This is a genomic window from Pauljensenia sp. 27098_8_83, assembly GCF_041432695.1.
In the GTDB taxonomy this organism is placed as follows: Bacteria; Actinomycetota; Actinomycetes; order Actinomycetales; family Actinomycetaceae; genus Pauljensenia.
Map to the genome: position 1 here is coordinate 38,037 of NZ_JAPWAD010000009.1, position 19,678 is coordinate 57,714.

At 66.2% G+C, this 19,678-nt stretch carries 13 protein-coding genes and 2 tRNA genes; 9 read left to right on the forward strand and 6 right to left on the reverse strand.

What is annotated here, in order from left to right; genetic code table 11:
• Positions 1-7 precede the first annotated feature (7 nt).
• A complete protein-coding gene (locus O3656_RS04940; protein WP_500062892.1) occupies positions 8-4,240 on the forward strand; it encodes a PDDEXK-like endonuclease domain-containing protein in 4,233 nt (1,410 codons plus the stop codon).
• On the forward strand, positions 4,233-4,454 hold the full coding sequence (locus O3656_RS04945; RefSeq protein ID WP_500062893.1) for a toxin: 222 nt from the start codon (positions 4,233-4,235) through the stop codon (positions 4,452-4,454). Before O3656_RS04940 ends, O3656_RS04945 begins: the two co-directional genes overlap by 8 nt.
• Positions 4,455-4,715: 261 nt before the next feature.
• Here the strand turns inward: O3656_RS04945 and mscL are convergent, their stop codons facing one another.
• On the reverse strand, positions 4,716-5,111 hold the full coding sequence (mscL, locus tag O3656_RS04950; RefSeq protein WP_500062894.1) for a large conductance mechanosensitive channel protein MscL: 396 nt from the start codon (positions 5,109-5,111) through the stop codon (positions 4,716-4,718).
• Between the two features lie 291 nt (positions 5,112-5,402).
• The gene (locus tag O3656_RS04955) at positions 5,403-5,993 is read right to left on the reverse strand and encodes a 5-formyltetrahydrofolate cyclo-ligase (protein ID WP_500062895.1); all 591 of its coding nucleotides are present in this window, start codon (positions 5,991-5,993) and stop codon (positions 5,403-5,405) included.
• Positions 5,994-6,132: 139 nt separating this feature from the next.
• Between O3656_RS04955 and O3656_RS04960 the strand changes: the two genes are divergently transcribed.
• The 5 genes from O3656_RS04960 to O3656_RS04980 all read left to right on the forward strand — a co-directional run bounded on the left by O3656_RS04960 (position 6,133) and on the right by O3656_RS04980 (position 10,481).
• Positions 6,133-7,056, forward strand: a complete 924-nt coding sequence (locus O3656_RS04960; RefSeq protein WP_500062896.1) for a UTP--glucose-1-phosphate uridylyltransferase — start codon at positions 6,133-6,135, stop codon at positions 7,054-7,056.
• A 5-nt stretch (positions 7,057-7,061) separates the two neighbouring features.
• Positions 7,062-8,288, forward strand: a complete 1,227-nt coding sequence (locus tag O3656_RS04965; protein WP_500062897.1) for a molybdopterin molybdotransferase MoeA — start codon at positions 7,062-7,064, stop codon at positions 8,286-8,288.
• Positions 8,285-8,983 carry a GNAT family N-acetyltransferase gene (locus O3656_RS04970; protein ID WP_500062898.1) on the forward strand — a complete coding sequence of 233 codons (699 nt, stop codon included), beginning with the start codon at positions 8,285-8,287 and terminating at the stop codon, positions 8,981-8,983. Before O3656_RS04965 ends, O3656_RS04970 begins: the two co-directional genes overlap by 4 nt.
• Positions 8,984-9,161: 178 nt before the next feature.
• A complete protein-coding gene (locus O3656_RS04975) occupies positions 9,162-10,142 on the forward strand; it encodes a hypothetical protein (protein WP_500062899.1) in 981 nt (326 codons plus the stop codon).
• A gap of 263 nt (positions 10,143-10,405) precedes the next feature.
• A tRNA-Ala gene (locus O3656_RS04980) sits at positions 10,406-10,481 on the forward strand.
• Positions 10,482-11,913: 1,432 nt separating this feature from the next.
• On the opposite strand, the gene O3656_RS04985 is transcribed toward O3656_RS04980, so the two are convergent.
• Entirely contained in the window at positions 11,914-13,914 is a 2,001-nt protein-coding gene (locus tag O3656_RS04985; RefSeq protein ID WP_500062900.1) for a GmrSD restriction endonuclease domain-containing protein, read from the reverse strand.
• Positions 13,915-14,109: 195 nt separating this feature from the next.
• On the opposite strand from O3656_RS04985, the gene O3656_RS04990 reads away from it, so the two are divergent.
• On the forward strand, positions 14,110-15,018 hold the full coding sequence (locus O3656_RS04990) for a fructosamine kinase family protein (RefSeq protein WP_500062901.1): 909 nt from the start codon (positions 14,110-14,112) through the stop codon (positions 15,016-15,018).
• A 128-nt stretch (positions 15,019-15,146) separates the two neighbouring features.
• Here O3656_RS04990 and O3656_RS04995 read toward each other — a convergent pair whose 3' ends face one another.
• Together O3656_RS04995 and O3656_RS05000 are read right to left on the reverse strand one after the other, a co-directional pair.
• Positions 15,147-16,712 (reverse strand): molybdopterin-dependent oxidoreductase, encoded by a 1,566-nt coding sequence (locus tag O3656_RS04995; protein ID WP_500062902.1) that lies wholly within the window; start codon positions 16,710-16,712, stop codon positions 15,147-15,149.
• A gap of 262 nt (positions 16,713-16,974) precedes the next feature.
• Complete coding sequence (locus tag O3656_RS05000; protein WP_500062903.1) at positions 16,975-18,717, reverse strand: pyruvate dehydrogenase; 1,743 nt, start codon at positions 18,715-18,717, stop codon at positions 16,975-16,977.
• Positions 18,718-18,858: 141 nt separating this feature from the next.
• Between O3656_RS05000 and O3656_RS05005 the strand changes: the two genes are divergently transcribed.
• A tRNA-Ile gene (locus tag O3656_RS05005) sits at positions 18,859-18,935 on the forward strand.
• Between the two features lie 139 nt (positions 18,936-19,074).
• On the opposite strand, the gene O3656_RS05010 is transcribed toward O3656_RS05005, so the two are convergent.
• Positions 19,075-19,638, reverse strand: a complete 564-nt coding sequence (locus tag O3656_RS05010; RefSeq protein ID WP_500062904.1) for a hypothetical protein — start codon at positions 19,636-19,638, stop codon at positions 19,075-19,077.
• Positions 19,639-19,678 lie beyond the last annotated feature (40 nt).

Here is a 19,678-nt window from a genome sequence, read left to right on the forward strand (position 1 = left end):
TTAAAACGTGGTTCCTAGTATCTTTTCGCGACGTTCCGCCCCCGAGCCCGAGGCCACCTCGGCCTCGTCGACCTCGACGCACCCGACCACCCTCGTGGCTCAGGCGCGCGATCAGTGGCGCGCGCGCCTCGACCGTGACATCGCCGCCGACAGGCCGTCGCTGCCGACGCTGTCCCTATCCGGCGCGCACCCCGGAGGCCTCGCCCAGCTGTACACGGAACACCCCGTCCGACTGAGCCTGCTCATCCGCGAACCCATCGCCCTCGGTCGTGCCCTCGATCGGGCGCGAGCACTCATCGCCCGCTCCGAGCAGCGTGCGTCCGCGCACGGCACCGGCCCCATCCACCTGGGCATCGGCACCGCCACGTGGGGCAGCGGCATGGACGCGATCACCGTCCCCGCCCTGCTGCGCCCGGTGCGCCTCGTGCGACGAGACGACGACGTCCTCATCGCCCTGGGACGAGGCGCGATCCTCGCCCCCGAACTGGCCGACGCACTGCGCGCCCACGGCGTCGACGCAGACGGCGAGACCGTGCTGGCCACAGCCAGCGGAACCCACGGTTTCTCCTCCTCGCAGGCGATGAACGCCCTGCGCGAGCTGTGCGGTGCCCTGCCGCGCTTCGAGATCCGTGACGAGCTCGTCATCGGCCTCTTCTGCCACCCCGCCACCGCCCTCGCCGCCAGCCTGAGCGAGGACGTCACCGCCCTCGAAGACTCCCAGGTGATCCGCGCGCTCGCGGGAGACCAGGACGCACGCAACGACCTGGTCACGCAGGCGCACGAACCGAACCCGGCAGACCGTGACCCGTGGGCGGAAAAGGGCGTCGGCGATCTCATCCCCGTCCAGCAGGACGCCGTCGAAGCAGCCTCCGACGGACACAGTGTTTTCGTTGATATTCCAGCCCATAGTGACGATGCGTCGGTTGTGGCAGCGATCCTGGCTGACGCTGCGGCGACCGGCCGTTCCGTCCTGCACGTGTCGACGTCGCCGTCGCGCTCAATCGCCGCATATTCGCGTCTCTCCGACCTCGGGTTGGCCGACATCGTCGCGAACATCGATGGCTACTCGGATGCGCGTCGCACCCTCGCGGCCCGAGTCTCCTCCGCCATGGAGGACACCGCTCCGGTCGTCGACCAGGAGAGCGTCGACGCCATGCGCACACGCCTGCGTCAGGTTCGCGCTGCCCTGTCGTCCTACGCCGTTGCACTCCACCAGCCGTACGGCCGCTTCGGCGTCTGCGCGGCCGATGCGCTGCGGGCCCTGACCGACCTGACGAGCGGCGACAACGCGCCCACGACGCGCGTGCGCCTGTCCGAGGACACTCTGTACGAGATCGCCGTCGACCAGGGCGAGAGCGCCCGGGCCCTCCTGCGCGAAGCCCTCGCGTCGGACACCCTCTCGGGCGGCTCATCCTCCGCGTGGAGCAACGCGGTCCTCACCTCCGACGAGCAGGCCTCCGACGTGCTGCTGCGCGTCGATCGCCTCTCCAAGACGCTGCCCGAGCTGCGCGTTCACATCGCCTCCGTCGCGGGCGAGGCCGGCATCAAGCCCGCCGGTACGCTCGCCCAGTGGGATCGCCAACTCGCCATGTTCGACGGCATCGCGGATGTCCTCGACGTGTTCCAGCCCCGCGTGTTCGAACGCAGCGCAGCCGACATGGTGATCGCGACCGCCCCCAAGCAGTGGCGCAAAGACCACGACATCTCGATGGGCCGCTCGGAGCGCAACCGCCTCGTCAAGCAGGCCCAGGACCTCGTGCGCCCCGGCGTGCACGTGCCCGACCTGCACCGCGCCCTCATCCGCGTCCAGGAGCGCCGCGACGCATGGTGTGCGGTGTGCGGCGAAGACTCGTGGCCGATCCTGCCCTCGAAGATCGGCGAGATCTCGGCGCTCACCGATGCTGTGCGCGACGACCTCGACGCGATCGCACCCGTCTTCGTGGCGGAGGAGCCGGACCTGGTGGGCACCCACCTGCAGCGCCTGACGACCCTCATCGAGCGGTGGGCAGGCGACACCTCTGCGGCGCGCGAGGTCCCGGCCCGCCTGGCGATGCGTGAGCGCCTCGCCGCCCGAGGCCTCGACAAGCTGGCCCAGGACCTCGCGGATCGCCACGTCGAGGACAGCGCGATCGACACCGAGCTCGACCTCGCGTGGTGGGCCTCGCTGCTGCGCGCCATGCTCGCCGCGCAGCCCGCGCTCGGCGGCGTCGATCCCGGCGCGCTTGAGGACCTGGCCCGCGAGGGCCGAGAGCTGGACGAGGAACAGGTGGCCTCGCTCATCCCGCAGGCCATCACCGGCGTGCGTAGGATCCGCACGAACGCCCTCGCGGCGCGTCCGAGCCAGTACGAGGAGCTGCGCGAACTCCTCGCCGATGGGAAAGCACCCAGCGACCTGGATCTGCTGGTCACCTACCCCCTCGTGCGACACCTGCTACCCGTGTTGATGACGGTTCCCTCGATGGTTCCCACCCTGGCTCCCACGGGACGCACCGTCGACCTCGTCGTCCTCGACGGTGCGGACGGGCTGCCCCTGGCCGAGCTTGCGCCGATTATCGCCCGCGGCCACCAGCTGGTCGTCATCGACGATCTGGCGGCGGCCTCGGAGGGTGGCGCGACCCGCGACCTTGCGAGCATCCTGCCGGTCCTGCACGTCGAGCCCGGCCCGCGCCGCCTCAACGACCAGGTCGCCCTGCTGCTGGCCCGCTACGGCTACGAGCACGCGGGCGTTCCTGTCCCGTGGACGGCCGCGAACGCGCCCGTGAGCGCCCGCTGGGTCGAGGCGACGGGCATGCCCGCCCCCGGCGCGCACGCCATCGAATCGACAGCCGCCGAGGTGCGTGCCGTCGTCGACGCCGTCATCGAACACGCGGTGGAATCGCCCGAACGCTCCCTCGCCGTCGTCGCCCTGTCCGACCGCCACGCCGGGCGCATCCGCGACGCCCTGGAGACGGTGCGCGCCGAGGAACCCGGCCTGGCCTCGTTCTTTGACCCGGCGACGCCCGAACCCTTCGTGGTCGTCGGCCCCTCGCAGGCCGTGGGCCTCACCCGCGAGTCCCTCATCGTGTCCGTGGGCTTCGCGAAGACGCCACACGGGCGCGTCATCCACGACTTCGGCGTCCTCTCTAGCGAGGCCGGTGCCGACACGCTGGCTGAGATCCTGCGCGCCGTGCGCGGCGACCTCACCCTCGTCTGCTCGCTTCACAGCGAGGAGATCGACCGCGATCGCCTGGCACACGAGGGGTCGCGGATGCTCGTCGACCTCATCGAGATCGCCGAGGGACACGCCGGAGAAGGAATGGACGCGTGGCCGGTCCTGGCCGGCGAGCCGGACCGCCTGCTCGTCGACCTCGCCGAGCACCTGTATTCGCGCGGGCTCGAGGTCGTCGCCAACGTCGGTATCCCCGGCGGCATGCGCATCCCCCTGGCCATCGGGCACCCGGACTCCCCGGGACGCCTACTGCTCGCCGTCCTCACCGACGACGAGGAGTATTTGGCCGAGCCCAGCCAGCGCGTGCGTGACCGCGCCCGTCCCCGCTGGCTCGAAGCCCAGGGCTGGGCCGTCTACACGGCCCTGTCGATGGCGCTGTTCATCGACCCCGAGAAGGAAGCCTCGGCGATCGTGGATAGCGTCCTCAACGCCCTCGAGAAGCTGCATGCCACCCAGGATGAGCCCGTCGTGGCCATTCCTGAGCGCGTCGTCGACGACGAGGCCGCAGAGGAGCGCGTGGAAGAGGCATCCGCGGCCACGGCCTCGTCGGGCTCGGATGAATCCGAGGACGGCTCGGAGGACGACTCGGAGGACGGCTCCGAGGAACCCGTCGCCCCGCGCATGCCGATGCTGGATGACGGCCTCGACGAGGAATCCAAGCGTCGCAAGAAGGCCGACGAGGACACGACCGGCATGCTGCTGGCCATCAAGCGCAAGGAGCGCGCCTCCGAGGAGAATCGCGGGCCACGCCCGGCGATTGCCAAGGGGCTGCCTCTGGCCGCTTACTCCGACGACCAGCTCGACGAGATGGCCGCCTGGGTACGCTCCGACGGGGTGGAGCGCACCGACCTGGAGACCGCCGAAGAGCTGCGCGAGGCCCTGGGCATCACGCGACGTGGCTTCCAGTCCGACGCGGTCCTCGGCAACGTCGTGCGCCGCACGAAGCCTGCGGCCGCGCGGGAGGCCGGTGAGGCCTCGGCCTCCGAGGATGCCCAGGCGGAGTCCTCTGATGCTGAGGGCACCGATGAGTGAGGCGGTGCCGCGTAAGCGCCGTCGCGTCGCGCGCTACGTGTCTGACGTGGACCGCCACCTCATCGAGGAGGGGCTGCCGCCCTCCTGGGAGGATCGCGTGCGCCCCGAAGACACGCGGCCCGGATCGATGGCCGACGCCCCCGACCGGGGGGACGGGGCCAACGACACGCGCCTACTGGCCAACGTGCCCCCGCACGCCCAGGCGCGCGCGTAGGGGCGTCGGTGCCGCGAGCCGCACCGGGGCGTCGATCCGATGCGTAATTTCCCGGTAATGTCGCATGCAATTTCCCTGTCAACTTTTCATGCTTTGAAATATAGGCGTTGCAATTTCAACGTTTGTCGGGGTGGCTGAAAGTTCGGGTCGCCGAATTGCATGCGAAATTAGGGGCGCGTCGTCGCGCAGGACCGCGGGGATGCAACAAGGCGGGGCCGATGCGCATCGGCCCCGCGTCCCTCAGGAAGAGGGATCAGATGCTCAGTGGCGCGGCGTGCCCTGGGCGAGGGCGTCGCGGATCTCCGTGAGGAGCTGGACCTCTTCGGAGACCTCCTTGGGGGCCTCATCCTCGGCCTTCTTCGTGCGCTTGGCCAGGTAGTTCATGGGCAGCACGAGGAAGAAGTAGAGCGCGAATGCCATGATCAGGAAGTTGATGACAGCGGTCAGCAGAACACCGAACGTAATGTCGGTGCCATGGAACGTGACGATGAAGGCCTTCGAGAAGTCCGGCTTGCCGACGGAGGCAGCGATGAGAGGGTTGATAACACCGTTAACGAGGGCGTCGACGATGTTCTTGAAGGCGCCACCGATGATGATACCAACGGCCATCTCGACGACGTTACCGCGAGCGATGAATTCCTTGAATCCCTTGAGCATTGCTTCTCCTGTAGTGAATGGGGCCGGTCTGGCCGGCACGTCTGAATCGCCGAAGTGTCTCGGCGTGGCGGCTCTGTGCCGCCGGGGAGCGCGCGCCATGTCGGCGCTCGTTTACCGTGGAAAACACTAGTGGGGACTTTCGTCATATGAACAGTGCTTAGAGGGTAACGTTCATCGCACTTTTTGCAATTCGGTCAGCGACCTGTGATTTCGGCCGAAAACTCAGTCGTGAGAGGTGTGTGACAAACGATTGTTCGTGTCGCAAAAGACAGTAAACGCAGGGAAAAAACCCTATCGAACGCCAATGGCGATCGTGCGTGTCGGCGTAATGATCGCGTTGATCGGAACGTCGTGTGTCTCCGTGGGAATTTCTCCGGGGGCAAGCACTTCGTCGTCGAAAATCACCGCAACAACCGGGACGTCAGGGCAACGGTGGACGAGCGCACGGTCATACCAGCCGCCGCCCTGCCCGAGACGCGCCCCGTCCGTGGATGCAGCCAGCGCAGGAATGACGATGAGATTCGCCTCTGTGAGCGACTTCGCCCCCATTGCCTCACCGCGCGGCTGAGCGGGAGGTCGCCCGAGCGTTACCAACGCCTGCCCCGCCTCCCAGAGGCCCCAGCGAGGGGAGCGGTAGGGGGTGCCGGCCTCGTCGAGGAGGATGGGCAGGAGCGCGCGATCGAAGGCCCCGAGCGTCAGGGACAAGTCGGGCTCGAGGGGGGTGGGCACGAACAGCGCGGGCAGCGTGACTCCTCCGATTGACGAGGCCAGGGCGCGAACCTGGCGAGCGATTCCTTCCGCTTCGGCGCGGTTGCGCACGGGAACGGGGGAGGGGATGGCTTCCGGGAATAGTGGGGACTCGGATTTAGTGGGTGCTGTCATGGGGGACGGTGCTGTGTGGGATCCGAGCGTGGGGGCCTCGGCGCGCCGGGTGCGGCGCCTGCTACGCACCTCCGCGCGGAGAGTTGTTTTTGTGGCCATCGTCTCCCTCTCGGACGGTTTCTTCGCTACTCTGTGAAGTATGTCAGATAAAAACCAGCCCGTAGTGCACGCCGTCGTCCCCTCGGCCGGTCGCGGAACCCGCTTCCTGCCCATCACGAAGTCCGTGCCCAAGGAAATGCTGCCCGTCGTCGACCGCCCCTCGATCGAGTACATCGTTCGCGAGGCCACGGATGCCGGCATCGAAGATATCCTGTTCGTCACCCGCGCCGGTAAGCAGTCAATCGAAGACTACTTCGACGCCGAACCCGGCCTCGAGGCCGACCTGGAGAAGGCCGGCAAGGAAAAGGCCCTCGAGTACGTCAACGAGTACAAGAAGTACGCGCGCGTCCATTCCGTGCGCCAGGGCCACCCCCTCGGCCTCGGCCATGCGATCCTGCAGGCCAAGTGCCACGTGGGCGACGCCCCCTTCGCCGTCCTGCTGCCCGACGACCTCATGGAGCCCGGCTCGCAGCTGCTGCGCAAGATGATCCAGGTGCGAGGCGCCCTGGGCGGCACCGTCGTCGCCCTGCTCAAGGTCACCCCCGAGCAGGCCACCGCCTACGCGTCGACCGCCGTCGAGGTTCTGCCGATTCCCGAGGGCGTCGACCTCGAAGAAGGCCAGCTCATGCGCATCACCGACGTCACCGAGAAGCCCCCGCTCGAAGAGGTCAAGTCCGAGTACGCGGTCGTCGGCCGCTACCTGCTCGACCCGGCTGTGTTCACGGCCCTCGAGAACATCGAACCGGGCGCCGGCGGTGAGTATCAGCTCACAGACGGGTACGCGCGCATGATCGACCTCCCCGAAGAAGAGGGTGGAGGGTTGTACGGTGTAGTCATCGACGAGCGACGCTTCGACACCGGGGACAAACTCGGCTACCTCGAAGCCAACGTGACGCTCGCCCTTGAGGACCCGGCGCTTGGAGCGGAACTCAAGGAGTTCCTGCGCTCCAAGCTCGAGGACTAACAACTATGCGAAGCGTTGCCGACTTCTACCAGGACTGCATGGCCGTTGCCCACGCGCTGCCGCCGCTCGACGTTCAGCTCGCTGACGCGGTCAGCTGCGTGCTCGCAGAGGACGTGCAGGCCCCCTTCAACCTCCCGGTCGCCGACCTGTCGGCGTGCGACGGATACGCGGTTCGCGTTCGCGACTGCGAGGGAGCCACCCTGGAGACGCCGGTGACGCTTCCCGTCACCGAGGAGATCCGTGCCGGCGCGGTCGACCCGGCCGCCCTGGTCCCCGGCACGGCAATCCGCATCGCGTCCGGCGCGCCCATGCCCACGGGTGCCGAGGCCGTGGTCTCCCTCGAATTCACGGACCACGGCATCGCCCAGGTCGCCCTGCGCACCGCCCCCGCCAGCGGCGAGAACATTCGCCGCCGTGCGGAGGACGTCGCCCAGGGTGACACGGTCCTGCGCGCCGGCACGCGTATCGGCGCCCGCCAGATGGCGCTCCTCGCAGGCGTGGGCCGCGACCGCGTCCTGGTCCACCCGCGCCCGCGCGTCGTCATCATCTCGATCGGCGACGAGATCGTTGAGCCCGGCGGCGAGGCCCGCCCCGGCACCGTTTTCGACGCGAACGGTCATGCTCTGTCGACCGCCGTCGCCGATGCTGGTGCCGAGACCTTCCGTGTCGCCGCCGTCCCCGACGAGCGCGCCCGCCTGCGCGAGACGATCGAGGACCAGCTGGTGCGCGCCGACCTCGTCCTGACGACCGGCGGCATCTCGTATGGGAGCGGCGACACGGTGCGCGAGGTCCTCGGGGCCCTCGGCACGGTCCGCTTCGACAACGTGGCGGCCTGGCCCGGCCACATCATGGGCGTGGGCACCGTCGGCGGCGAGGACGGCCAGCCCGGCACTCCCATCGTCTGCCTGCCCGGCGACCCGGTCTCCGCCCAGGTCTGCTTCGAGGTCTTCGTCCGCCCCGCCCTGCGCCACATGCAGGGCTGGACCGCCGTGAACCGCCCCGTCGTGCGCGCCGCCATCGACCGCTCCTGGTACTCCCCGCGTGGCCGCCGCGAGTTCGTGCGCGTGCGCCTCACAGGCTCCCCCCGCTCCGGCTATAACGCCGCCGTCATGGGCACCCCGGCCTCGTTGCTGCTGTCCGCGCTCGCGGACTCCAACGCTCTCGCGGTTGTGCCCGAGGACGTGACCACCGTGCGAGCAGGGGACAGTCTCCAGTGCCTGGTCCTCGAATGAGGTGTTTCTTCCGCCGCCGCGCGTGCGTGTGGGGGCGCGACATTGAGATGCTCACGCTGCGCGTTCCCGACCCGGTCGGCCGCGGCTTCCTGCGCTCTGGGCCCGAGTCGAATCCTCGGCCGCGCGAACTCGTCGTGCGTCCCGTGCGCGGCGAGGAGCACCGCGCCCTCGATACCGTGCGCCGCACCGATGGGCACTGGTTGCGGCCGTGGGAGGCGACCCTGCCGCCGGATACCCTCGAGCACATCCCGACGTTCTCACAGTACGTGCATCGCGCCGACCGCGATCAGCGCCTCGGTAACGCGCTGATTTTCGGCGTGCAGATCGATGGGCGTTACGTGGGTCAATTCTCGATCTCGAACGTCCATTGGGGTGCGATGTCCTCGGGCATGCTCGGTTACTGGATCGTCTCGGAGTGGGCGGGCCGAGGCCTGGGTTCCCTGGTTGCGGCGCTCGTCCTTGACCTCGTCGTCGGGGAGCTTGGTCTGCATCGCGTCGAAGTCTGTGTGCGCCCCGAGAATGAGCGGTCCCTGGGGGTGTGCCGAGGCCTCGGCCTCGTGGAGGAGGGGCTACGCCCCCGGTTTATGCACATCGGTGGGCAGTGGGCCGACCATATCGCGTTCTTTATTGACGCCGAGTCCCTACCCGAGGGAGGGCTCGTGCAGCGGCGGTGGGGGCGCAGCGCGATCGGTTAGGGTGGGTGCCGAACACCGCGCTTTGTGAGTGGTCAGTGTCACTTTCCTTCGGTACTCGTGGGGTCAATGTTGCACGTGTGACGATTGAGGTTAGTCATCTTTTTACCGGGAGGTTTGAGAGCTCGACACGCCCGTGAGGCGCGACAGCGCTACTCGCAAACCCCTTTACGTTGAGAGGGTGGAGATCGGTGGACTTGTCATCGTCGCGGTATTCGTCGCGCTTTTTGCGACAGTACCGTCACTCGTCGCGCGCCGAACAGCTATCGTCCAGTCTCGCGAAATCGACCGTTTTTCGCCGAAACTGCGCATCATCCACACGAATGAGACAGAATTAGAGACGTGCGACCACGCCAGCGGAACCATCCTGGCCGAGCGCGCACTCACGAGCGGAGGCAGCATGCACCAGGGCACCACGGGACGTAGTCGCCCCGTCATCGACCGACGCAACAACAAGGCGGTCCGCGACATCGCCAAGCTGCGCGCCCGCCGCGCCGCGCGCATCGCCGCCGAAAGCGCCGCCGCACGCCGCCGCATGGTCATCACCGGCATCTGCACCCTCGCGACCGTCGCCCTCGGCATCGTGATCGCCTCGACCTCCATCGCGTGGGCCTGGATCGTCATCCCGGCCGCCGCGCTCGTGGCCTCGCTCGGTGCCTCTCGTGTCGCCGCCGTCCGCTCCCAGCAGGCATCTGAGCGCGAGCTCGAACTACTCACCAAGCTTCGCGGCGACGTGCGTGGTGCCGGTCGACCCACCGCTGCGGCTCCCGCCCCCGCCTCCGCCGAGCGCGCCTCTTCTTCATCCGAGGAAGCCGCGGAGGATACTGCGGCTTCAGATGTCGCGCCTCAGACCGGATCCGTTCCCTCCCTCGTCTTCAACGTCGACGTCCCCGAGATCGTCGAGGTCGCCGACACTCCCGCACGCGCCTGGACCGTCGTCCCCGTTCCCGCCCCGACCTACGCGTCGCGCGAGCGCGTTCGCGGCCGCATCATCCACGCCGACACCGACCTGCGCGGCATCCCGCGCATCGGCGCGGCCGTTCCGGCTCGCCCGATCGCCCAGACCGCCCAGGTGGGTGCCCGCTCCACCGCCGAGGTCGTCGCCGATCAGGCCGTCGCCCTCGACCTGGATGCCGTCCTGGACGCGCGACGCGCCCAGTAGTTAACAAATCGTTGTGATGCCGCGCCGCGGGCCTTCGGGCTCGCGGCGCGGTCGCATCTGGGGGCCGCTGGAACGGTTGGCTCGGATGTGCGCGTTTAGAGGGCTGGTGGTGTCTTCCCTCGTGGAGTGTTCGCGGCGGCGCACTCGTTAACGTCGCGCTGCCTGCGCGGCTCCCTTGTCCGTTCCATCTCCGTGTCATCTCGCACGCGACGGTGGTCGGCTTGCATGGCCGATTGTCATGGTGCTAAGCTGTGTGAGTCCTTGGGGCTATGGCGCAGTTGGTAGCGCGTCTCGTTCGCAATGAGAAGGTCGGGGGTTCGAATCCCCCTAGCTCCACCACAGGCCGACATCCGATCCGGATGTCGGTTTTTTGCATGCACGGGTGTGTTGTTGCTGCTGGCTCCGCTGGTGTTCCGGGCGCCGGAGGGCCTGCTGTGGGGCCGGGCTGCTCAGTGTGCCCGTGGGCGGCGGCCCGCCCGCGAGCCGTCCGCGCTGCGAGCCTTCGGCTCGGCGCGTCGTCTCGAAGCCCGGCCAGGCCCCGCCGCCGCCCATGGGCACCGCAGCCATGCCCTCCGGTCCCTCCGGCGTCCTCCACACCGGCAATGCCTGGTCTGCTGACGTGCGGTTGGGCGCGTCGCCTCGAAGCCCGGCCAGGCCCTGCCGCCGCCCATGGGCACCGCAGCCAGACCCTCCGGCCCCTGCGGCGCTCTTCATCGTGGTGGTGCCTGGTATATTCAGCAATTTCGCACGTAATTCCCTCGCAACTTGTTCAAACCTTGAATTCGCCTCGTTGGGATTGCAACGTTTTCGGGTGGTCTCGAAAAGTGACCGTGGGAAATTATGTGCGAAATTTGTTTGGCTGTGTTCTTGCCGCCGCCCACCGGCACCGCGGCGAGGTGCTCCGGCCCCTTCGGCGCGCTTCACACCTGTGGGGCCAGGAGTGTTGTTGTGTTGGCTCGCTTGATCTCTGCCTTGCGTTCGGTACACAGTTTGCCCTGCTTGGCTTCTTGGTGGTGAGAACGGTGCATAACTCTCCCTGCTTGGCTTCTTGGTGGTGAGAACGGTACAAAACTCTCCCTGCATGCATAAAAAGCGCCAAATTGAGCCATTTCGGGTGAGCAGGGAGAGTTTTATACCGGATATGCGGTGAGGGTGGGTGTGCGGGGAGAGTTTTGTACCGGATATGCGGTGAGGGTGGGTGTGCTGGGAGAGTTTTGTACCGAAAGTGGGGCCGCCCTTGGGTCCTGTTGCCGGGCTTTTGCCGCTCACAGGCACTGCGGCCGGGTCCTCCGTACCCCTGGTGTTCTCCATGTAGGTGGTGATGGGGATTTTGCACTACACGAAGCCTTCTTGCGGCGTGTCGCCGGCGTGTCGAACCCTCGTGTAGTGCAATTCCCCCCGATTGGTGACGATGAGGTCGCGGTCTGGAGCATTGTTGCGTCCAAAGTGCAGACCACCTCGGCAAATTACACTGCAAACGGGCTGTTGTGGGCGAGGTCGTCTGCGTTTTGGGCACAATGATGTCCGTCGTGCTGTGTTGGTCGCACCTAAGCCCTTGAACATGCGAGTTAACCCCTCGATACGCACGTTAACCCCTCGATATGCGCCTGGGCGGCCTCGATATACGCCTGGGCGGCGTTGCCCACGTGCGAGGTGTCGGGCCCACGTGCAGATCGTAGCGCCCACGTGCGCATGAGAGGGTTAACGTGCGCATCAAGGGGTCAAGGGCCCAGGCCACCACCCATCGGGCCCGCGTGCGCGTGAGACGGCTCTACGAGGCGAAACGGCTCCGGTAGCTGTCCCACAGGTCGCGCAGCTTCTTGCCGTCGGACTCGCGCACGAAGACGTCGAGGGCAGCGGCGCTGCTGGTTCCTGTCAGGGCGGTGACTGCGGCGGACGGGGAGGTCACTTCCTGGCCATCGGGCAGGACGATGGTGCCCTCCGGGGAAATGGTCACGACGTAGACGTTGCCGAGGTTGCGGCGCCGCCATATGAAGGTGTCGCCGGGGGCGATGATGCCGGTCGCGACGACGTCGGCCAGGCGCACCTGGCGGCCGCGGGCAGCCGAGCGCTTGTCGACGGCGGCCTCAAGGTCGGCGCTGGACAGGAGAGATAGGTCCACGCCATCGGAATCTCGCCGAATATCCCAGTAGTCCAAGATCAGTTGAGTCAGGTGCCTCTGGCGTTCCTCAAGGTCGGTAGCGTGAATCTCGCCCCCGGTTGAAGGCAGGGATCCGACCGCGAACTCGCCGAGCGTCATCACGCGGTGGGTGGCGCGCACCACCGTATCCCAGTCGGGTGCCTGGTTGACGGTACGTGACTTAATCGTGGACAAGATGAAGCTCCCCAGGCGCTTGTTCCACGCGCGCAGGTCGATGTCCTTGCCAACGCCGCGAATGTGGCTGGCTGGAAGCCCGCATACAACGCCCATGGAGCGCGGCAGACGCGTCGGGAAAGAACCGTGTTCGTGGACCATCGCGTGGTACAGCAGGACCTTGCGGATGGAGGACTGAGGCAGGGGTCGCGAGATCGTCTCAGCGGCCCGGTGGCGGACGCTATCCGGCACGGAACAAGCAGCGTTGAGAGACTCGCCGTCCTCGAATGCTGTGATGAACTGTGTGATGATTGCGGCGCGAGCCGACGGGGTGAGACGCGCGGCGACAGCAGTGCCGTAGACGCGCTCGAGGAGGAGCAACAGTGACGTGGTTTCCTCGTCGCCGTGCCCCGCGCGCAACACGCTCATCGCCGCTGGCTTCCAATCCGAGGAGTCATACAGGCGCAACAGCTCGAGCGGCGTGGCCGCGGGGTGGCCCACCAGAGGCTCCAGCGTCGCCAACGTGTACGCGCGAGCGGAGGGAACCAAGACCTCGTCAATAAACTCCTCGCCGCTCCTGGCGGCGAGGAACGGCGTGAGGACCTGCTCGTCGAACGCGTCGATGAGGGCCCTCCTGGCGGGCGCGCGCAGGGTGAGCGTGAGCAGATGCCCAAAAAACGCGTCCGGGCTTTCCGTACCCAGCGTGTCGATGGATTGCTCCCACAGGGCGGCGTAATGAGCCCGCGCATCAGGCGTCACGCGGGACAAGACGCGCGCCTTGAAAATATCGGCGGCCGACAGGGGGACGCCACGCGTGTTGAGGACGGAAAAGATGCGGTGCGCCGCCTGGTAGGAATCGGTCGACACCTCAATGAGGGACACGTGCAGGGTGAGGTAGCGGATAAAGTCGCTGATCTCGCTGGGCATGAGCATGTCAGGATTGCTCAGCACGTCGAGCATGGCGCGCGCGTTGGCGACGATGCGCCGCACCGACGGGCGCGTGAGGCTGTCGCCGTCGACGTCGAGCAGTGAGTCGATGTTGTCGCCGATGATGAACGTGTCGAAAAAGTCGCGGTCGCATTCGCGAACGCTCAGGCGTGGCCGCTCATCCAAGCCCTTAATACGCGACTGCGCAATGAGGAGGAGAGAGCCGAGTTCATCGCGCAGGGCGGGGTCCTCTTCCAGGTGACGCAGTAGAGACACGAGGATACACAGGGTGGTGAGGCGTTGCTGCCCGTCGATGATGTCGACGTCGTCGCCGCTGGGGTGCTGCACGAGGACGATTGACCCGAGGAAGTAGTCACCGTCGTCCGTGCGCCACGCGCCCAGCAGATCATTCACGAGGGTTTCCGCCTGCTGCTCTTCCCACACATAGGGGCGCTGGAAGTCAGGAATCTGGTACTGGCGGTCGCCGTGTAGCAGCTCTTGAATGGACTTCTGTGTCGTCGTGAGGGTCATGGAGGCCTACATCCTCGTTGTGGTGGACTGTCTTCTACTGGCAGTATATCGATGTTTGCTCAGTATGTGTCCACAGTCACGAGGCCGGGGGTCATCCGCTGTTTCGCGCGGCTGTGTGGAATGGGAGCGCGACTAGCATGGGGGTGTGGCCGCGAGTTGTCACGGGTGATTGGGTGACCGAGAGGAAGGGTGCCGGTGGACACCATCAGGAAAGCGGATAGCCGCCGCGGGCGGATCGCCTACGAGGTTGCGGGGCTCGCGTGGCTCGCCGAGGCCTCGGACCCCGGGGCCGCCGTCGTGCCCGTGCTCGATCATGGCGCGACGTGGCTTGAGGAACCCCGCCTGGTCTCCGTCGCCCCAACGCCGCTGGCGGCCGAGGAGTTCGGACGCGCCCTCGCCCATACGCACGCCGCCGGTGCTACGCATTTGGGCGCACCGCCTCCCGGCTTTGAGGGGGACGGCTGGATGGGGGAGGCGCGCCTGTCGCTTCTTCACGAGGCGATGGGTGCCGCCAACGCCAACGCGCATCGTGTGGGGCGCTGCCAGTCTAGTGACGCAACCGATCCCGGCCCGCACGCGAGTCGAGATGCGACGCCGGACCCGGCCCGGGCCTCGTCGTCGGAAGAATCCTGGGGCGCCTTCTACGCGCGCGAGCGGATCGCCCCCTACGCCGACGACCGCACCTTCGTGGCCGCCGAACGAACGCTCATCGACAAGCTCTGTGAGCGCCTCGAGTCCGGCGTGCTCGACCACGGCCAGCCGCGCCTCGTCGAAGACGCGAAAAACCGCCACAACAGCATCGGCGCCGCCCGCACCCACGGCGACCTGTGGAGCGGCAACGTCATGTGGACCCCCGACGGTGCCGTCCTCATCGACCCCGCCGCGCAGGGAGGCCACGCCGAGGAGGACCTCGCGGCCCTCGCGGTCTTCGGCTGCCCGTACTACGAGCGGATCCTCGCCGCCTACAACGAGGCCTCGCCCCTGGAGGATGGCTGGCGAGAGCGCGTCGCCCTGCACCAGATGCACATCATCATGATCCACTGCGCCGTCTTCGGTCGCTCCTACGTGCCCGAGGCCATGGCAATCGCCCGCAGGTACGTATAGACCGCGCCTCCCCGCCGCGCGCCCGAGCGCAGAGACTGCCAGACAAAGACCGCGCCTCCCTCCTCGAACCGCATGCGCATGCGTGGGGACGAGGAGGGAGGCGCGGCAACGTTCGAAGGCAGAGATTCTCAGGCGCGAGCGTCGTAGTGCTGCAGACCCGAATCCTCTCGCGAGCCGCCCTGGCCGTCGCCCACGTCGTGGTAGTCGTGGATCCACTCCAGGCGGCGCACCCACTTGACCATCTTGTAGCCGTGCTGGGAATCGGCGCGCAGGCGCAGCGGGCCGCCGTAGACCTCGGGCAGAGGCTCGTCGTTCATGCCCCAGGCGAGGATGCACTCGTCGTCGTCGATCATCGACGGGTCGATGCACTCGTAGTAGGGCTCGGTCGGACGCCCATCGTAGGTGTGTCCGACGTGCCCGAAGGAAGTGGCCATCAGGTAGTGTGCGCCCTCCGTGGGCGTCACCTGCTCAAGGAGGTCCTTGAGGCGGATGCCCTCCCACTTCGCGATGCCGGTCCACCCTTGCATGCAGGTGTGCATCGTAATGTTCGTGACCTTACCCAGGGCCTTCAGCTCGTCGATGGAGAAAGACTTCTCCTCCTCGACAAGGCCGCCGATCTCGAGACGGAAGTCCTTGAAGTCGTCCTCGCGCAGGGCGATGTACTCCTCGGACTGCTCCTTTGTCGGCGGGCGCGTGTTGACCCAGTGGAACGGGGAAATGTCGTCCTCAGTGAAGGTCTTCTTCGCGACCTGACGAGACTTCAGGCGGTCGATCGTGAGCGCGCGAATGGGCTGCGTGGCACCCCACACCCAGCGCTGCGCGCGACGCATATTTGACAGCGACCAGTAGGAGGCGCCGATCCACAGGGCGATGGCGACGACGATGCCGATGATCAGCATGGTGACGGCCTGAGCGAATTGCGCCGCCGTGATGTCGTTGTAGTTTTCGCCCAGCATCATGTGCGCGATGTTGTACCTCGGGTGGACGATGAACACCAGTGCGACGTGCATGACCACGAAGAAGCAGTAGAACGCCATGCCCAGGAAGTGGATCGAACGCGCCGTCTGGCGGTTGCGGAAGATCCTGACATACTTCGGGAAGCGTCCCGCGAAGGTGGGGGACATGATGGGGCCGGTCGCGATCATAAGGGGCGCGACGATGAAGACGACCGTGAAGTACATGAGCTTCTGGAGGGCGTCATAGGGCTGGAAGTGCTCGATGGAGGGGATCTGCAGGCCCATGTAGATCTTCGCACTCTCCCAGGCCTCGGGGAAGATAGACCACGAGGTGGGGACGATGCGTCGCCACTGGCCCGTCCCGAAGAGGAGGGCGACGTACACGAAGCCGTTGAGGAGCCAGATGGCCGTGACGAGCGCGTGCCACGCGCGGCCCAGGCCGATCTGTCCGCGTCCGGGCAGGGAGATCAGCGGGTGCAGGTTGCGCTGGTCGTCGCGCGCCGTGAACTCGCCGGGGACGGTCGACACCTTGTCCTTGGTGAACTTGAGCCACTCGGATCCGGGTGTGCAGTGATTGTTCCAGTACAGACGCGGGTGCGATGCGAGGACCTCCCAGCCCGAACGGATGAGGAAACCCATCATCACGAAGTTGATGAAGTGGGTGATCCTCAGCCAAGCGGGAAAAGTGTCGAGGTCGACGGCACCGGCTGCGCTGGCCATTGCTGCGAGCGCGTGCATTGCGGTTCCTCCTGTGTGGCGTGAACGATAGAACGCCTCGCATATTAGAGGGGAAATGCGCACATAAATAGCTGTCAAGTCATGTTCTAGTGCAGTGAGCTACAAGTTGTCCACTTGTTAAGCGATATTTGAGTTGGGAAAAGCCAGTCTTTTAGAAAAATGAATGTTGATAAAATGCGGATTGAAGCAATGAAAAACGAGGCCGGGGCCAGGTCGTGCGATGCAACCCAGCCCCGGCCTCGTCCCCGGAGATGTGAATGGCCTACAGACGCGGGATGTTGCGCATGTTGGAGGTGGCCATTGAGAAGGCCTCGGCGATGCCGCGGTTGAGGACGATCTTACTCATCGCGGTCGCGAAGCCGACGACCTGGCCGCCCGTGATGGCCGGCGGGAGCGAGAGTGCGTTCGGATCCGTGATGACCTCGATGAGAGCGGGGCCGGGCGCTGCGAATGCCTCGCGGTACGCGTCCTCCAGGCGAGACGCGTCCTCGACGCGCTCCGCGTGGAAACCAATTGCGCGGGCGATCTCCGCGTAATTCGTATCAGGGACATCCGTCTGGAAGTCTGGGAGGCCGTTGACCAGCATCTCCAGCTTCACCATGCCCAGCGTCGAATTGTTGAAGACGACCACCTTGACCGGCAGGTCGTACATCTTCGCGGTGATCAGCTCTCCGAGCAGCATCGAGATGCCGCCGTCGCCCGACACGGACACGACCTGGCGATCCGGGTAAGCGACCTGAGCGCCCAGGGCCATCGGCAGGGCATTCGCCATCGACCCGTGCAGCAGCGAACCGATGAGGCGGCGCGTGCCGAGCGGATCAATGTAGCGGGCGGTCCACACGTTGCACATGCCCGTATCCGCGGTGAAAATCGCGTCCTTCGCGGCCGTCTCATTGAGGAGGTGGGCGGCGTACTCGGGGTGGATCGGACGCATCTTCTCCACGTTGCGCGTGTAGGCACCCACGGGGGCGTGCATGATCTCCGAGTGCTTCTTGATCTTCGACTTCAGGAAGGAATCGGAACGGTTCGCGCGCAGGTGGGGGAGGAGTGCCTCGATGAAGGGCTTGACCTGCGCGTGGATCGCGAGGCCGACGTCCGTGCGGCGGCCCAGCTTCTCAGCGTGCGTGTCCACCTGAATGGTCGGGGTGTCCGGCAGGAACTGGTCGTAGGGGAAGTCGGTGCCCAGCAGGATCAGCACGTCGGCGTCGCTCATGCCCTCGGCGGCCGCGCCGTAGCCCAGCAGGCCCGTCATGCCCACGTCGAAGGGGTTGTCGTACTGGATGAAGTGCTTGCCGCGCAGCGAGTGCCCGATCGGGGCCTTCAGTGCGTCCGCCAGGGCGATGACCTCGTCGTGGGCGCCCTCGACGCCCGCGCCGGCGAAGATTGCGACCTTATCCGCCTTGTTCAGAAGGGCTGCGGCCTCTTCAACGTCAGCGGCGTTGGGAGTCAGCGTCGCGGGACGTGCGGGCGCGTAGGTGGGGATGTGCTCGACGGCCTTGAGGTCGGAGACGTCGCCGGGCAGGGTGATGACCGAGACGCCGCCCAGGCCGACCGCGTGGCGGATCGCCGAGTTCACGGTGCGCGGCGACTGCGCCGCGGAGGAGATGAGCTCGTTGTAGACCGAGCACTCCTCGAAAATGCGGTCCGGGTGGGTCTCCTGGAAGTACATCGTGCCGATCTGCACGCTCGGGATGTGCGAGGCGATGGCCAGGACGGGTGCGCCCGTGCGGTTCGCGTCGTACAGGCCGTTGATGAGGTGCAGGTTGCCCGGGCCGCAGGAACCTGCACACACGGCGAGCTTGCCGGTGAGCTGAGCTTCGGCCGATGCTGCGAACGCCGCCGCCTCCTCGTGGCGCACGTGGATCCAGTCGATGCCGCCCTTCTTCGAGCCACCGGTCTTGCGCACGGCGTCGACGATAGGGTTGAGTGAATCGCCGACAATGCCGTAGATCCGGTGAACCCCCGCGTCGACAAGCTGGTTCACGATCTGTTCCGCGACGTTCATGCCATCTCCTTAAAATTGCTGGCTGTGACCTGGTGAAACCACCATAGGCATGACTAAGGTCCTATGTCGCTTCAGCGTGATTGACGGATCAAGATGAGGTGTCGGTGGAACAGGCCAGTGTTCCTCCGATAGGATGGCACCGCCCCAATAGCTCAGTCGGTCAGAGCAGCGGACTCATAATCCGTGGGTCGTCGGTTCAAGCCCGACTTGGGGCACCAATGCGTCGGCATCTCGACGCCTGGCAGGTTTGAAGGGTGCGGGGATCCATCCGCCCATTCCGTCGGGGGTGGGCATGAGGTCTGCGGGCTCGATGTCAACGTGAGCTGCCAGTAGTGGTCGCTCGTACGCGTTGGTTCCCTAGCTGGTCTCTCCAAGTTTGACGCACCACAGGTCTTTGCTGCGCGCGTAGATGAGAGTGGCGAGCGTTTCGATGGGGCCATCAGCAGTAAGGTCTGCGAAAGCCTCGGCGATTCTACCGGTTATGTAGCCGATCATCACATCATCGTGATAGATAGAAAGATCGGGTGTGATGACAACTCGGAGTCTGTGTCGGGAGCCGCCGGTGGCACCAAGTCGATCAGCAACATTGATGAGGACGTGTTGGGTGGTCTCGACACCGGCTATCCAGCAATTTGGGATATCGAGCGCGTTCACGTACCGCGCGTAGCAGGCACCAAGCGCACCGTCGTCGGTGTTATCAATGGCGGCGTTCGTTTCGGTATCATCGATAATCTCAATCGTTTCGCGAAGCGCCTCGACTGTAGGAGATAGTTCTCGGCGTGCTTCCAGCTCGCCGATAGTATCGATGAATGCACGAACGAGCCGTGCTAAGAAGACCTGAACGTCGCCGTCATTTCCAAGGCGTGCTAGTTCCTTATTAACTCGCTCCTCGAAACGTGTCGTGATGGGTCCATTACTCACTTCTGGGATCCTCTCATCTGGGACTCGAAAGACTGATGGA